Annotated in this window: 10 protein-coding genes; 5 read left to right on the top strand and 5 right to left on the bottom strand. The window is 72.8% G+C overall.

All coding sequences use genetic code 11. The annotated features are described in order from the left end of the window. The first annotated feature begins 29 nt into the window (after positions 1-29). Positions 30-1,715, top strand: a complete 1,686-nt coding sequence (locus tag IE305_RS18885) for a hypothetical protein (RefSeq protein WP_190130822.1) — start codon at positions 30-32, stop codon at positions 1,713-1,715. Then, entirely contained in the window at positions 1,712-5,329 is a 3,618-nt protein-coding gene (locus IE305_RS18880; protein WP_190130821.1) for a hypothetical protein, read from the top strand. The genes IE305_RS18885 and IE305_RS18880 overlap by 4 nt, the downstream gene beginning before the upstream one ends. Here the strand turns inward: IE305_RS18880 and IE305_RS18875 are convergent. After that, on the bottom strand, positions 5,304-6,221 hold the full coding sequence (locus tag IE305_RS18875; protein WP_190130820.1) for a hypothetical protein: 918 nt from the start codon (positions 6,219-6,221) through the stop codon (positions 5,304-5,306). The two genes, IE305_RS18880 and IE305_RS18875, sit on opposite strands and share 26 nt — an antisense overlap. Then, a complete protein-coding gene (locus IE305_RS18870; protein ID WP_190130819.1) occupies positions 6,218-7,678 on the bottom strand; it encodes an FAD-binding oxidoreductase in 1,461 nt (486 codons plus the stop codon). The genes IE305_RS18875 and IE305_RS18870 overlap by 4 nt, the downstream gene beginning before the upstream one ends. Positions 7,679-7,891: 213 nt before the next feature. Between IE305_RS18870 and IE305_RS18865 the strand changes: the two genes are divergently transcribed. From IE305_RS18865 to IE305_RS33525, 3 genes are read left to right on the top strand one after another with little or no spacing between them, the layout of a single operon-like run. Beyond that, the gene (locus tag IE305_RS18865; protein ID WP_190130818.1) at positions 7,892-9,289 is read left to right on the top strand and encodes a pyridoxal phosphate-dependent decarboxylase family protein; all 1,398 of its coding nucleotides are present in this window, start codon (positions 7,892-7,894) and stop codon (positions 9,287-9,289) included. Then, positions 9,286-10,110: a 3-methyl-L-tyrosine peroxygenase-related protein gene (locus IE305_RS18860; protein WP_190130817.1), complete on the top strand. Its 825-nt coding sequence runs from the start codon at positions 9,286-9,288 to the stop codon at positions 10,108-10,110. The genes IE305_RS18865 and IE305_RS18860 overlap by 4 nt, the downstream gene beginning before the upstream one ends. After that, positions 10,094-12,889, top strand: coding sequence for a pyridoxal-dependent decarboxylase (locus IE305_RS33525; RefSeq protein ID WP_190130816.1), 2,796 nt, complete (start codon positions 10,094-10,096; stop codon positions 12,887-12,889). The genes IE305_RS18860 and IE305_RS33525 overlap by 17 nt, the downstream gene beginning before the upstream one ends. A gap of 18 nt (positions 12,890-12,907) precedes the next feature. Here IE305_RS33525 and IE305_RS18850 read toward each other — a convergent pair whose 3' ends face one another. From IE305_RS18850 to IE305_RS33520, 3 genes are all read right to left on the bottom strand, one after another. After that, positions 12,908-13,411: a hypothetical protein gene (locus IE305_RS18850; protein WP_190130815.1), complete on the bottom strand. Its 504-nt coding sequence runs from the start codon at positions 13,409-13,411 to the stop codon at positions 12,908-12,910. Positions 13,412-13,707: 296 nt separating this feature from the next. Further along, positions 13,708-14,526, bottom strand: a complete 819-nt coding sequence (locus tag IE305_RS18845) for an SDR family oxidoreductase (RefSeq protein ID WP_268255939.1) — start codon at positions 14,524-14,526, stop codon at positions 13,708-13,710. 4 nt (positions 14,527-14,530) lie between these two features. Next, positions 14,531-14,845, bottom strand: a complete 315-nt coding sequence (locus tag IE305_RS33520; RefSeq protein ID WP_268255938.1) for an SDR family oxidoreductase — start codon at positions 14,843-14,845, stop codon at positions 14,531-14,533. Positions 14,846-15,042 lie beyond the last annotated feature (197 nt).

Below are 15,042 nucleotides of genomic sequence, written 5' to 3'. Positions count from 1 at the left end.
CGGCTCACACGACCTCTTGGAGGAATCCCATGGGCGACGCCCTGTTCCGGTTCGTCTACCGGACCATGCACAAGCGAGTGAACGACGAGACCGGCAAGTACTGGCTGCCGAAGGTGCTCAAGGAGGCCCGTCACGACGGTGGAGCGCCCCTCCTGCCGGTCACCGCGCCGAAGTGGGACCTTGGGACACTCGGCGGCGAACCCGGCAGGACGATGGCCGAGACGATCGCGGACAGCTGGTGGGCCGTCCTCACCGTCGCGCTGGGGAAGGACAGGCTCAAAGAGGTCGAGGGCCTGACCAGCAGCCCGCTCAAGGGCAAGGAGTTCCCCACGCTCGCGTTCAGCAAGGTGAGGGTGACCGGCCTGGAGAACGCCAGGCTCGGCGAGGTCCGCGATCTCAAGTCCGGCCGCGACGGCTACACCTGCGTCCTGCCCATCACCTTCGGGGCCTACAAGAAACCAGGCATCCCCGCCGGCATCACCATCACCGGCCGCTACACCCTCGACCAGCAGGTGTGCGCCGCGGATGTCCCCCAAAACCGCCAGGAGCCGAAGCCGTACCCCCCGACCGGACGGAAGCTGAACAACCCGCCGCTGAACTTCAGCTGGCCCGTGATGACCGTCCAGGGGCAGGGAGAGTTCACGCTGGAGGTGACGGGTGTCTCCTTCGACGTGCACATCAGCGCCACAGTGGCCGGCAGCGGCAAGGACCGGGTGCCCGCCGTCGCGATCACACGGATCGGGGTCCCGGCCGCACCGCGCTTCGTTCTGGACGAGAAGAAGCTCACCATCGAGGCGGGAAAGCACATCAGAGGCAGGACGGTCGAGTCCTGGAAGAAATCCGTCAAGATGCTCTTCCAGAGCGACGAGGCCCAGAAGGAGTTGAGCCGCCGGCTGCTGGACTCCCTCAACACGTCCAAGAACCTCGAATTCATCAGCAAGGCGCTGACCGGCCACGTCCTCTCGTCTCTCAACGGCGTGCTCGGCACCTCCCCGCCCGCTCCTCGTGATTCCGGGGGAGACGGTGAGGCGACCGCGGTCGATCTGTACCTGTTCGACCGGGGTCGTGCCGCACTGAACGACAGCGCATCGGGGTTCCATCCGCCCTCGGTGATCCTCTCCGTCCGCGACCCCGTCCTTCAGCCCTGGGCCCTGGGGACGGCAGACCTCGGCAGACACCGGATCGACGACGACCTCTCGGTGCGGATCGAACTGAGGAAGACCACGATCAACGGCCTCGCCAACCTGCTCGTGCCCGTCGACGGCACCCGGCTGATTCCCAGGGGCACCGAGTTCCGCATCGATTTCGGCCGGATCACCGGCAGGCCCCGGATTCCCGAGCCTCCGCTCTCCTTCGCAGCCGACGTCCACATCGCATACAACGACGACGACTTCCCGCCGAAGCGGGACGCCGAGCTCGTCATCACCGCCGACCGGCCTTCGGTGACCGCGGGCCTGACCTTCTCCGGACAGGACTCCGACGGGCTGAGGATCGACCTGGCGAGGGCCCGGCTGGGGCTCGACCCCGACGGGCTCACGGTGAAGCTCATCGGCACGGGCGACATCATCAGAACTGTCAATGGCATCCTCCAGAAACCAGCGGTCAAAAAGCTCCTGATCGGCATCGTGGGGAAGCAGGCGGACGACCGGCGGGACGGAATTTCCCGGACCCTGACGAAATATGCCAGAGCAGCGATCGGGGACCGGCTGAAATGACCCCGGAAAAGCTCCGCGCCCTGCTCAAGGACTGCACCAAGGGCGGCACGCTCACCCTGCCCGCCGACCGGCTCGGCGACGGCACGGCGGCCCGGCTGCTCCGCGTCTGGCTGGGAGGGAGCCTGGTGGTCGGAGACCTCCGCAGCGAGGACGGTCCCGGCGGAGCCGTCGTGCTCAGCGGGACCATGACGGTCCTCCGCGTGGCGGACCAGCCGGTGACGGGCCTGGAGATCGGCCTCAAAAACGGCGAGCCCACCCTGCACCTGCCCTTCGCGCTGCCGGTGACGTGGCGGTTCGGCCAGTCGTTCGGCGGTCTGGCGGGCACGGACCTCGACAAGCTCGCCTGGCGCAAGCCACCGGCCTTCCTCTTCACCTCCCATCAGCGCAGCGCGCACGGTGGCGGGCCCGTACTCGCCCCCGGCCTCACCTTCCTCAGCACCGCCACCGAACTCCCCCGCCGGCTGACCGGTCTGATCCGTCTCCTGGAAGTCGGCGAAGGTACCTTCCGCCTCAGCGGACCGGTCCTCCCCGGACCGGCCGGGGTGGACGACGACCTGGACCTCACGGCACCGCTGGTCAGGCTCCGGTCACCGGCCAAGGAGGTCGAGGCCATCGACGGCTCCTTTCACCTGGCCGCCGGTTCGTGTACGAAGACAGCCTCGGACGCCCTGCCCGGCGAGAGCTACGAGCTGCGGCTCGTCGCAGCCCTGCGGATCGGCCCCCGGACCGGGATCGTGCTCAGCGCACCGACCAGCAACCCGGCCAAGGGCCTCACCTTCATCGCGGACACGCTCCCCACGATGGGCCGGGACGCCCTGGCGGGCTGGAACGGCACCGCCGACGCCATGAAGCGGCTCAAGGACGGTTTCGGCATCGGCAGGACGGTCCGGCTCAGCGGCCTCGCCCTCCACCTGGATCCGTCCAGGCTCGGCAAGGGACCGGCCGCCGCCCTCACCCGGCTCACGGCACGGGTGTCACCGGCGCAGGCCGCCTCGTGGCAGCTGGTCGACGGCCGGCTCGTCCTCCAGAACGTGGGCGCCGACCTCAGCGCCGAGTACCCCCTGGCGAAGTCCGGCCCACCACGCTCCACCACCGTCACCGGTACGGGGGAGCTGCTCATCCCCGGCAGCACGGCCCTCCAGGCCCGTGCCGTCATCCCCCCGGGGGAATTCTCGCTCACCCTGGCGAAGGGCGCCGCTCTCCCGGTCAAGGACGTCGTCCGCTTCTTCAGCCCGGACACGAACGTCGACCAGTTGCCCGGGCTCGTCGTCACCACCCTGCGCGCCACCGCCAAGGCGAAGGAGTTCTCCTTCGAAGCGGGCGTCGGGGGCGACTGGCGGTTCGGCGTCGCCGGGGCCGAGATGGTCCTGGACAAGGCGGTCCTCAAAGTGGACTACGGGAAGGGCACCGGGTACGCGAAGGGCAGCCGGTTCACCGGGGAGCTGTCCGCCCGGGCCCGCATGGGACCGGCCGGCGGCGGCACACGGGCCGTCTCCTTCGACGCCGCACTGCGCTTCCCCGGCCGCTTCGCCATCGGTGGAGAACTCGCCGACCTCCGGCTGGAACGCCTGCTGGCGGCCCTGCTCGGCGAGCAGGCGCCGCAACTTCCGCCCGGGCTGACCGTGGCCCTGGTCAAGCCCCAGGTCGAGCTCACCGTCGGACCCACGGGGCTCGCGGACGGCGGAACGGCCCCCGCCGGTCCGCCGACGGCGTACGACCTGGTACTCCGCACCCGGGCGCAGGTCGGCTCCGCGCAGTTCACCTGCTTCGGACGGGCCGGACGGGACAGCACCGGGGCGCTGTTCGCCGCTGCGTTGTGGTATCCGGGCACCTGGTCGCCGGCGGACGTCACGGCGTGGCGGCGGGCGCTGGGGGACGCCTTGAAGGGCATCGCCTTCCAGGACGCCGGATTCGCCGTGTGCACCCGGGACGGGATCAAGCCCACCGGGGACAAGCTGCCCGACACCGTGCCGAAGGAACTGGAGCGAGGCGTCACCTTCTTCGGACGAGTCCGGTTCGGCGGGGTACTGGCGCCACTGTCCAAGCTCTTCTCCGACGGCGGAGGCGTCCCGGTCCGCGCGCTGATCGCCTCGTCCATCGGTGACACGACGTTCGTGGCGGAGGTCGCCCAGGGCAACGCGGTCATCAAAGGCCTGGGCCCGTTGAAACTCGCCCTCACCCCGGTGCACATGAAAGCCGCGCTGCGCACCTCGCTGGCCTTCAGCGTCCCCACGGTCACGGGCACCCCGCAGCCCCTGGTCCTCACGGCCGGCGGCATGCTCTCCCTCAAGAACCCGGCGTTCCGGATCTTCCTCGTGCTCAACGCCGCCGCCACGGAAGCGGCCGGCCGGGGGGATCCGGCAGCGGTCGCGTTCGCCCTGGACGCCCCCGTCGACCGGCCGTCGACCGGCCATCTCGCCCCCGGCCTCGATCCCGGGCTGCGCAAGGTCTGCCTCGAGCCGGCCAAGTGGGAGAAGCCACCGGAGGACGGTCCCCTGTGGCGCGACGCCCTGGGCATCCGGCACCTGGATGTGGCGCATTTCTACGTCGAGGCCGGCTACGCCGCCTCAGGCGGGCTCACGCTGGGGATGGGCGGCAAGATCAAGGTCGGCAGGGCCTCGCTCGTCCTGGACGTGCACGGCGGCTATGCGGGCGAGCCGTACGTCGACGTCTTCCGGTTCTCCCTGCTCGCCACCGCCGGGGCCGGCCGCAAGCAGCTCGCGCCGAGCCGCACCGGGGTGTCGCTCTGGGACATCCTGCGCACCTTCGCCCCGGACGCGAGCGCACCGGCGTGGCTGAAGGCGGTGCTCGACGGCATCGTCCTGCGCGAGCTCCAGGTCGTCTTCGTCGCCAAAGACAAGGAATGGCAGTCCCCGCCACCGCTCAAGGAGAAGTGGGGGCCGGGGCTGGCCGCCCGGGGTGACGTGGACATCTTCGGTGTCAACTGGCGTTTCGCGCTGGGCGTCGCACCCGAGGGCATCCACGCCGCCAACGCCATCGACAAACCGGTCGTCGTGGGCTCCGTGCTGAGGATCCACGGCGCGAACGAGCGGACCGGGCCCAGCTACTTCCTGGACACCCGGCAGATCCAGAAGAACGACCCGGAGCGCCGCATCTTCCACCTCGCGGCCGGCGTCAAGCTGCTCGGCGCGCACGCGAACGTCCGGATCGAGCTCCGCCCCACCGGCTGGTACTTCCTGTGGCGCGCCGACCTGGTGCTCCTCCGGAGCCAGGTGCAGTGCACCTACCGCGACGGCAGGCTTCAGGCGTCGGCCTCGCTGTACCTGGACCTCACCGTGAGGCTCGCCAAGGACATCCCGGTCGGCAAGGGCATCACGATTCCCAAGGGACAGGTGGGCGTCAGAGTCTCCGCCGCGGCCGCCTTCGCGATCGACGGGCGGGGGTGTGCGGCCTCCCTGACGGCGACGTGCACCGTCGAGCTGGGGCTGGGGTCCCTGAATTTCCCGCTGAACGCGGCCTTCTCCATCGGCAGGTGGGAGGACATCCCGTCCTACCTCCTCAAGAACCCGGACGTGCTCTTCAAGGACGTGGCCAAGGGCCTCAAGGACTTCATCAAGAACTGCGCGCTCACCAAAGCGGCGCAGAGCCTGTGACGCCCACCGTCGCGGTCCGCAGCTCCACGGCCAAGCCCGGCAGCCCGGCCCGTTCGGCGTCGCGGACCGCACGGGTCAGCAACCGTACGGCCCGGGCGCGCAGCCGGCCGTCGATGCCCAGCCGGCCGATCGTCTCCCTCAGCTCGGGCATCCGCCACGGGCCCGGGCGCTCGTCCCACAGGGCGCGGGCGTCGCGGGGAAGCTCCCACCACACCGTGGTGCGGACCCCGGCGGCGGCGTCCTCCGCGACGTCCCACAGGTCGTCCACGATCCGCCAGGCCAGACAGAACCCGCGGACCGCGCGGGCCAGGCCGGGGCCCGTGGCGCGGGCCTGCTCCAGGGCCCGTGGCAGCAGCACCCACATGGCCGCCTGCCGCGCTGCCGACCGCAGGTGGGCCCCGGCCCCCGGCTGCCCGGCACCGCCCGCCGGGCTCACCGAACGCAGGTAGCACGCGCCGGCCTCGGCCACCGGGCGGTCCGGCACCCCCCACGCCCGGCACGCCGCGCGGGCTGAGCATTCCCACTCCGCCCAGGCCGCGGCGCGCAGCCGCCGGGCGGCGGCCGTGGACGCCAGCCGTCCGTCGGCGAGGTGGTCGTCCCACAGGTGCAGGAACAGGGCGAGCGCCTGGGCCCGTTCGGCGTCGGCCGTCCGCGCCGACGGCACCCAGCTCAGGAAGGACCAGACCGGCGCGGGGAAGCGGGCGAAGAAGTCGCCCGTCTCGTGCCGCGCGCTCCGGCCGTGGGAGCAGATCTCCTCGCGGACCGGTCCCGCCAGCGCGTCGGGCAGTTGCCGCACGACCTCCAGCAGTCGCCCGTGGAGACGTACGCGGAGCGCCGACACCTCGTGCGTCTCGTGCACCGCACCGAACGGGGAGCCGGCCGCATCTGTCAACGCGCCTCCTCGCCGTACGTGCCGTACGTCGTGACCGTCAGAACGCCGTTCGGGTCCAGGGCTCCGGTCAGCTCGGTCAGCAACCGTCGCGTGCCCGGGTGCACCGCCCCTTGCGGCAGTCGTCCGAGGACGGGCCGGTAGGGATGAACGCCCAGCCGCCCGCAGAGGTCCTCCAGCCGCCGGTGGCAAGCGGTCGCGGCCGACTCCGTCGCCTCGTCCGCGCGGTCCCAGAACAGGCCGGTCACGCAGTGCAGCAGCCGCCGTCCGAGCCGGAGCGACATGCTCGGCTCCAGTCCGTGTGCGGACACGGTCCGCTCGATCAGCGTGACGGTCCGGGCGGCCTCCTCCCCCGTCATGGGGATCGTGGGAGCGAACCAGAGCACCCCGCAGCCGTCCCGGTCGGGGTCCGGGCGGACGCCGTCCGGAAGGCCGCCCTCCTTGTACCGGTAGGCGCAGGCGAGGCCGTCCCGGCCGGCGGGGGCGGGTACGCCGCGGCCCGGTGGGTCGAGCTGCCAGTGGCCGGCCGCCGCGGAGAGGCCGGAGAGCAAACGGTCGCGCAGCATGGCGAGTGCGTCGGGGCCGTCCGCCCAGATCTCGGCGAGTCCGCTCCACGCGCCGGTGAGGACGTCGGGAGGGCGCGACCGCTCTCCCGCCCCCGCGCCCGTCCGGTGCCGGTTGAGCAGGTCCACGGTGAGCCCCGCCCCGTGCCGCCGGAGGAGTTCCCGCGCCGCGTCGACGGCCCTCGCCAGTGTGCCTTCCCCGCCCTGACGGACCCGGAACAGCACGTGCTGGTGGTACTCCGGTGCCGGTTCCAGCGCCAGGGTGAGGGCGGTGACCACCCCGGGGCCGCCCTGCAGGAAGAACCCCTGGGCCGAGGGGCCGGGACCGCCGGCGAGCCGTACGGTCCTGCCGTCCGCGAGCACCGCTTCCAGCCCGGCCGTCGTGTCGGCGATCGTCCGGTACGGCCCCCGCCCGAGGCCACGCTGCAGTGCGTTCCCCAGCACCGACACGTCGGGGCCGGCGCCGGTGGCGGGCGGCCACCACCGCGAGCCCCGGGCGGACAGAAAGGCGGCCAGGGCGCCGAAGGTGACGCCCGGTTCGACGGTGACGAGGCCGAGCCGGTCGTCCCAGTCGACGATGCGGTCCAGCCCGGCCAGTCGCATGAGGGCGGCCGGCGAGCTCGGCGGGCAGGCCGACCCGTACCCCCAGTTGCGACCGGTGCTGACCGGGTGGACCCGAAGGGACCACCGGTGCGCGATCCGCAGGCAGGCCGCCACCTCGGCGCGGTCGGCGGGCCACAGCACACAGACCGGCGGCGGCGCACCGGGGAACGTGCACCGGCCCGCTTCCGCCAGGCCGTGCGCCGTGCCGTCGACCCGTCCGGTGCCGAGCAGCGCCCGCCACTCGGCCAGGCCCGCGGCCCAGTTCCGTTCCCGGGGTGTCCCGCTGCCGCTCATTCCGTCCGCCCGTCGGTGGTCTTCCGCGCGTCTGCGTACCCCGGTGGGCACGGTATCCCCGCCGGTGGACGGTCCGGGCCGCCCCACGCCGGGGCCGGCACCCCCATAAGGGATCTTCTCCCTCATTCAGGTGATGACCACCAATTGTCATGATGGAGTGATTTTCCACCGCTACGGTGACCGGGTCACTGGGGACCGGCGCCGGGGGTGGGCATGGAGCTGGGGTACTGGCTCGGGCGGGGAGTCGACGCGTTCCAGGAGTGGGCGCGTACGTACGGCGCGTTCGCGGCGCACAGCGCCACGGCGGTCGACGAAGCCGCCTGTGCGGTGGCGTTCGAGGAGCTGCTCGCCCGGCTGCGCGGCAGTTACCCCTTCTTCCACCCCTGCTATGCGGGTCAGATGCTCAAGCCGCCGCACCCGGCGGCGGTCGCCGGCTATGTGGCCGCGATGCTGGTCAACTCCAACAACCACGCGCTGGACGGCGGGCCGGCGACCTCCGTCATGGAGGAGGAGGTGGTGGAGCAGCTCGCGGAGATGGCCGGTTTCGCGGTCCACCTGGGGCATCTGACCAGCAGCGGCACCCAGGCGAATCTCGAAGCCCTGTTCGTCGCCCGGGAGAGCCGTCCCGGCACGGGGGTGGCCGTCAGCGTCGAGGCGCACTACACGCACGCCCGGATGTGCCATCTGCTGGGCGTCCCGGTCCACACGGTGCCGGTGGACGATCGCGGGCGCATGGACGTGGGCGAGCTGGAGCGGCTGCTGGCCACCGGGGTCGCCGGCACGGTCGTCGCCACGACGGGCACGACGGCGCTGGGTGCCGTCGACCCGCTGCACCGCATCGTCCCGCTGGCCCGCCGGTACGGGGCGCGCGTCCATGCGGACGCCGCTTACGGCGGCTTCTTCCGGCTGCTGCAGACGTCGGTCGCGCCGGAGACCGCGCACGCCCTGCGGGCGCTCGCGCAGTGCGATTCGGTGGCGATCGATCCGCACAAGCACGGCCTGCAGCCCTACGGTTGTGGGGCGGTGCTGTTCGGGGACCCGGACGTCGCCCGGTTCTTCCGGCACGACTCGCCCTACACGTACTTCACGTCGCGCCGGCCCCACCTGGGGGAGATCAGTCTCGAGTGCTCCCGCTCCGGCGCGGCCGCCGCCGCTCTGTGGCTGACGCTGAAGCTGCTGCCCCTCACCCCTGACGGACTCGGTGCGGTGCTCGCCGCCGGGCGGCGGGCCGCCGTCCGCTGGGCCGGGCTGATCGGCGCCTCTCCGTACCTGGACCCGTACCAGCCTCCCGAACTCGACATCGTGACGTACCACCCGGCTGCTCCGGGGAGTTCGCCACCCCGCCTGTCCTGGATCGGCACGGCGAGCCACGAGGTGCTGCACCGAGGGATGAACGCCAAGGAGGACCCCGTCTTCCTCAGCGTCGCCCGGGTCACCGCCGGCGCGTTCACCGCCCGCCGCGCCGATGCCGTCGTGGACAGCGACACCACTCACGTCCTGCGCAGTGTGCTGATGAAACCGGAGAGCGAGCTGTACCTGGAGCGCCTGCACGAGCGGGTGGAGCACCTGGCCAAGGCGTCGTGGCCTGCTCCTCCCCGGTGCGGCCGATGAGCAGTGACACGCCGCCGGCCCCGCTGGCCCTGGCCACCGACTCGCGCATCCCCGCCCGGGAGCCGGCGGCCACGACCGCCGATTACGACCGCTACTTCCACATCGCCCGCCACGCTCCGGACCTGGCGTCCTGGACGAGCAGCGTGCTACGGCTGCAAGCGGCCGTCCTCGCCGACCTTCCGCACACCGGTCTGGACGACGCGCAACGTGCCGCGGTCCTGACCGGCCTGCTGCACGCCTCCCACGCCACGCTGGCCGCGTGGCTGCCGTCCGGGCCGGGAGCCGCACCGGACGGTCCCACCGACGGCCCGGGCGACGCGCTGCACCGCTGGAAACTCGGCCACCAGCTCTTCCATCTCCTGCTGACCACCATGGACAGCACCCTCGACGACACCTTGGCCGCAGCGGGCGCGGCCCGGTGGACGTCCGTCCGGCAGGGCCTGGAGCGGTTGCGGACGCTGTACGACGCGGCCACCGCCGCCATGGCCTACGCCTCGGACTTCCCCGCCGCCGCCTACGCGGACGAGGTACGGCCCACCATGGAGCCGCCGTTCGCCGCACCGGGCTTCTCCGGGACGCTCAACCAGGAGCACCAGGTCCTGACCGGGCGCATGCACGCCCTCCGGACCGCGCTCGGAGACCTGTCGGCGCCGGCGCCCCTCCTCGCTGCGATCCGCCACGAGGAGGTTCTGCTGCGGGCGGCACAGCGACGCAACCGTAAGGCGCACGCGGCGATCTGTGAGCGCTGCGTGCCGGACGGCGCCTCTCTCCTGGCGCGGCACACCACTCGGCAGAGGAGCAGCCGTGCGACGGACGAGTGAGCGCGTGAGCCGGGCCGCGAGGCTCGCCGGGGACATCGAGGGCATCGACGCACGGACCGGTCTGCGGCTCCTGGCCGGCCTGGTCGACGAGGTGGTGTGGCTCGACCACTGCCCCACTGTGAGCGCCTCGTTCCAGCCGAAGCCCGTCTGGCTCCGGCACGAACCGGTCTCCGCCTGGCAGCCCCTGCCGGCACCTCCGGCCGGCCACCGGCCGGGCCCCCCCGACCCGCGCCGTGTCTGCGTCTCCTTCGCTCCCGAGCACGGGGACAACGCCCGCACCTGGGCCCGTACGTACGGCTACCGGCTGCTGGCCCCGGACTCCGGCGTCACGGCGTGGGCCGCCGACAAGATCAGCGCCACCCGGCTGTTCGCCGAGGCCGGGGTCCCCGTCCCGCCCTTCGTGGTGGTTCCCGCGACGGGCCGCGAGGCGGCGGAGGCGTACTGGAACGGCCGGTGGCAGCGGGCCGTGGCCCAGCGGGCGGAGAACAATCTCCTCGGCCGCGGGACCGTCCTCCTCGACGGGCCGCCGGACCTGCGGGCCTGCCTGGAGGCCTGGCCGGGCGAACCCGTCAAGCTCAGCCGCTTCGCTCCCGGGATCTCCCTGACCGTCACCGCGTGCGCCGGACCGGGCCGGACCGTCGTTTCGACGGTCTCCCACCAGCTCGTCGGGCTGCCCGAGCTGGCCGCCTCCTGGGGCACGCACTGCGGCAACCAGCTCGTGGGCCCGGACGACCTCGCCGAGGGGCTGTACGGGCAGGCCCGCACGGCCGCGTACCAGGTGGGCGAGGTGCTGCGGGGGCGCGGCTTCCGCGGCGTCTTCGGCCTGGACCTGGTGGAGGACGGCGGCCTGTTGCGCGCCGTCGAGGTCAATCCGCGTTTCCAGACAGTGGTGTCCCTGGTCCAGGCCGCCGAGGGTGCGGCGGGACTCCTGCCGGCCCTGGGCCTGCACGTCCTGTCGTTCCTCCTGCCCGCCCTGCCCCCTCCGGCGGCCGGACCGCTGCCGCGCGGACTGCGCCACAGCCAGCTCGTGGTGCACGCCCGTACGGCCGCCGTGGTGCGCCGCCCGGCCCCGACGGGGCGCTACCGCAGGGACGGACGCGCGGTGACGGGGCCGCTGCCCGGGCCGCCCGTGGTGTCCCGGCTGGCCGGCGACGAGGCCCTGTGGTGGGCCGTCGCCCACTCCGGGCCGGTCGTCGCGGGCCAGGAACTGGCACTCGCCCAGTTCCCGCAGCCCGTCGCGGGGCTGCTGCCCCGTCCGCACCTGCTGCCCGGCGCCTCGGCCTGGATCGCCGCCCTCGCCCCGGACGCGGAGAACGGCGACGGGAGCCCCGAGGCCGGGCCTGCCCCGCTACGGCTGGACGAGCAGCGGATGCGTGAGGCAGGACGCCACGCCGTCGAACTCGTCATCGCCCGGATGACCACCCCTGGCTCCCGGCCGCCCTGTCACGCCCCCTCCCCCGCTGCGCTGCGGGCCTCCCTCGACGAACCCCTCCCCGAGCACGGCACCCACGACCTGCCCGGGCTCCTCGACCAGGTCACCGAGCGGGCACTCGCCGAGGCGACCCGGCTGGACCACCCGCGCTGCTTCGCCTTCGTGCCCGCCACCGGCAACTTCGCCGCCGTGCTCGCCGACACGCTGGCCTCCGCGTACCTCTCCGTCCCCGGCGCCTGGCTCGTCGGGGCGGGCCCCACCCAGGTCGAACTGACCACCCTGCGCTGGCTGAAGACGTTCCTGGGCCTCCCGGACGGCCACGGCGGCCTGTTCGTCAGCGGCGGGTCCATGGCCAACCTGACCTGTCTGGCCGTCGCCCGCGACCACCTGCTCGACGGCCGGCCGCAGGCGCACGCCCGGCTGTACTGTTCCTCCCAGGCCCACCCTTCCGTCGCACAGGCTGCGCACCTCCTGGGCCTCGCCCGCGAACAGCTCACCGTCCTGCCTCCGGACGACGGCCTGCGCCTGGACGCCGACGTCCTGGCCGAGCGGGCCGGCCTCGACCGCCGCGCGGGACTGCGCCCCTTCGCCGTCGTCGCCACGCTCGGCACGACCGGCACCGGGGCCGTCGACCCCCTCGACCTCCTGGCCGACCTGTGCCAGGAGGAAGGGCTGTGGCTGCACGTCGACGGCGCCCACGGCGCGGCCGTCGCCGGCACCCCACGCGGTCACCACCTGCGGGACGCCCTCGGCCGGGCCGACTCCCTCACCGTCGACCCGCACAAATGGCTGTTCCAGCCGTACGAGATCGGCTGCGCCCTGCTCCGGCGCCCCGAACTGCTCCCTGAGACCTTCGGCGTGGCGCGCCACGCCCTCGACCAGGGCTATCTCCGGCCGGCCCATCCGGCCGCCCCGGCGGGCGAGGAGGTCAACCTCTCCGACCACGGCCCGCAGCAGAGCCGCGGCCTGCGAGCCCTGAAGCTCTGGCTCTCCCTGAAAACCTTCGGCGCCGCAGCCTTCCGCCGGGCCGTCGAGCAGGGAGCGGGCCTCGCCGAGTACGCCGCCGGGCTCGTCGAGGCCCACCCCGAGCTGGAGCTGGTCACGCCGCCGAGCCTCGGCATCCTCACCTTCCGCCACCGGCCCCGGGACGCGTCCGCCGCCTGGGACGCCGACGCGGCGCAGGCGCACATCAGCCGCAGGGTGTGCGCCGAGGGCGGGGCCGTCCTCCTCACGACCACGGTGCGCGGAGCCACCGTGCTGCGCATGTGCACCATCAACCCCGCCAGCACCCGCGCCGATGTGGCGCACGTCCTGGACCTGGTCACCCGTTACGGCCGCGAAACCTGACACGACGAGCGGCCACGGTCAGACGATCAGCAGCGCCGACGGCCCGGTGATCCGGCGCACCCCGCCCTTCGACGCGCACTTCAGCGGATCGAGCGTGGCCTGAAGCCCCGGCGAGGCCACCGTCCGTCCCTTGAACTTCCCGTTCGTCACCCGGCCCACCACCAGGACGACCGCCTGCCCGGCCACCTGCTGCACGTTCCCCATGCGGTACACGACCGTCGTCCGTTCCCCGGTGTTCCAGGTGATCTGCTCGACCGTGGTCGCATCGGAGAAGAAGCAGCCGTTCCGTCCGCCCCCGCTGATCGAGGATGTTCCCGACCGCAGCGCCGGGTCCGTGGAAACACAGTCGTATGCCCCGCTGCCGTCGATCCGGGTCCGTTGCGCCGTGAGCGACAGACCGGGCGAGAACGAGATCGTATTGCTCCCCGTACAGCTCACCACGGCGGCAGCGCGCGCCGCATGTGCCGCGTGTGCCGACGCGTCAGGGGCCGCGTGCACCAGCGCGGCCAGCGAGGCCGCCACCACGCACCCGAACCGCCTGCCCCACGAGAACCGTCCGCCCATGACCGCCCAACCCCTCCCGCAAAGCCACCGCGTACCGACAGCGGCATCCTTGCGCTCCGGCGCACAGCACGCCCGGGGCTCGCCGCGGAAACGACCGACGGGCAGCAGCACGGTCTCCCCGCGCGGCGCGGAAGCTCGCCCACGCGCCCCGGCACCGCCGTGTCCTGGCGGCGGCGGGTCCGGTCAACGCCGTTCGGTGCCGCCAGGACGTCCAGCAGCCCCGGGGGGCTGTTGCGACGGCGCTTGCTGAGAGGTCAGCACGGTGTGACGGCGTCGGGGGGCTGGAGGGCGCGCAGGAGGTAGTCCTCGTCGACGGGTTCGGGGTCGGCCAGGTCTCCGACCGCCTGGAGCAGATTGGTCCTGTCGTAGGAGCGGCGCTGGGCGAGGTAGTCGAGGAACCGTGTCTGTTCGCCGATGAGGGCTTCGGCCGGGGTGGGGTCGGTCAGTTCGGGCACGGGGACCAGGGTCACGCCGGGATAGCGTCGTTCCAGAGCGCGGGCCGCCGTCGCCATCGCGGTGTTCTGCGGATGAGTGACGTGAAGCGTTCGCAGGGAAGGCGTGTCGCGCAGGGCCTGGGCGGCGCGGACCATGGCCTTGGCGGCGTAGTCGGCTTGGAGCAGGTTCAAAGCGCCTCCTGGGTCGAGGGCCGCCTGTAGACGCAGCGTGTCTCCCCGGCCCTGCCTGCGGGCGAGCAGCAGCGCCCGCCCCTTGTCGCGTACGGTCATCGAGCGCGCGCCCGCCTCGACGACGTGGGACAGGGATTCCAGCGGCTGGCCGGGCAGACCGTCGGGAACGGGGCGGTCGGTGACGAGGAGGCTGGGCCGCATGACGGCCACCGGTCGTCGTGTGCCGCGTGCCCAGGCGTGCACCATGGTTTCGGCGGTGTACTTGGTCTCCTCGTAGGCGAGGTGGAAGCCGTCGTCCTCGCGCAGGTCGTCCTCCAGTACGTGGCCGGTGAGCCGCCTGCCCGCCACATAGGCGGTGCTGACGTGCACCAGCTGGGCGGTGGGGGCTTGGTCGGCGAGGTCGAGGAGGTGCCGGGTGCCGAGCACGTTGGACCGGAACAGGGGCACCGGATCACCGACCAGGCTGAGCAGGGCCGGCGCTGTGCCAGATCTGGGTGAGTGCGTCGGTTGCCCGCGCGAGGGCGTCGGCGCTCAGGCCGAGGCCGGGCCGGGTGATGTCGCCGCTGACGTAGCGCAGCCGCGCGAGGGCTTGTGGAGGCAGGGGCGGGCCGTCGAGCCAGGTGACGGCGGCTTCGGTGCGGGCGCGCAGGCTTTCCTCGCTGCCGCGGCCGAGTACGGTCACGGGTTCGCCGCTCGGGTCGGCCAGCAGTTCACGGACCAGGCGGCAACCGAGAAAGCCGGTGGCGCCGGTGATGAGGATGGACAAGGCCTCTCCTCAGCGGTGTCGAGGAACACAGTGGGTGAGGGCATGACGTCGGGCATGTCACCTCGGGTTCAGGCCGCGCGGCCTGCTGCGGTGACTTCACCACGCGAGGGAGCGCAGGAGGAGGGCTGTAGTGCGGCGGCACCGGATTGAGTGAATGTGCGCCGACAACGCTACCTTGCATGCGGATTCGACGGACA

The organism is Streptomyces mashuensis (assembly GCF_014654785.1).
Lineage (GTDB): Bacteria > Actinomycetota > Actinomycetes > Streptomycetales > Streptomycetaceae > Streptomyces > Streptomyces mashuensis.
Note: the sequence above shows the minus strand (reverse complement) of the source record. Positions and strands in the feature narration are given on the sequence as shown.

Excerpts from the sequence above, each read along its gene's own strand:
- IE305_RS18885 (WP_190130822.1), top strand. The coding sequence starts at position 30 with ATGGGCGACGCCCTGTTCCGGTTCGTCTACCGGACCATGCACAAGCGA.
- IE305_RS18880 (WP_190130821.1), top strand. The coding sequence starts at position 1,712 with ATGACCCCGGAAAAGCTCCGCGCCCTGCTCAAGGACTGCACCAAGGGC.
- IE305_RS18870 (WP_190130819.1), bottom strand. The coding sequence starts at position 7,678 with ATGAGCGGCAGCGGGACACCCCGGGAACGGAACTGGGCCGCGGGCCTG.
- IE305_RS18865 (WP_190130818.1), top strand. The coding sequence starts at position 7,892 with ATGGAGCTGGGGTACTGGCTCGGGCGGGGAGTCGACGCGTTCCAGGAG.
- IE305_RS18860 (WP_190130817.1), top strand. The coding sequence starts at position 9,286 with ATGAGCAGTGACACGCCGCCGGCCCCGCTGGCCCTGGCCACCGACTCG.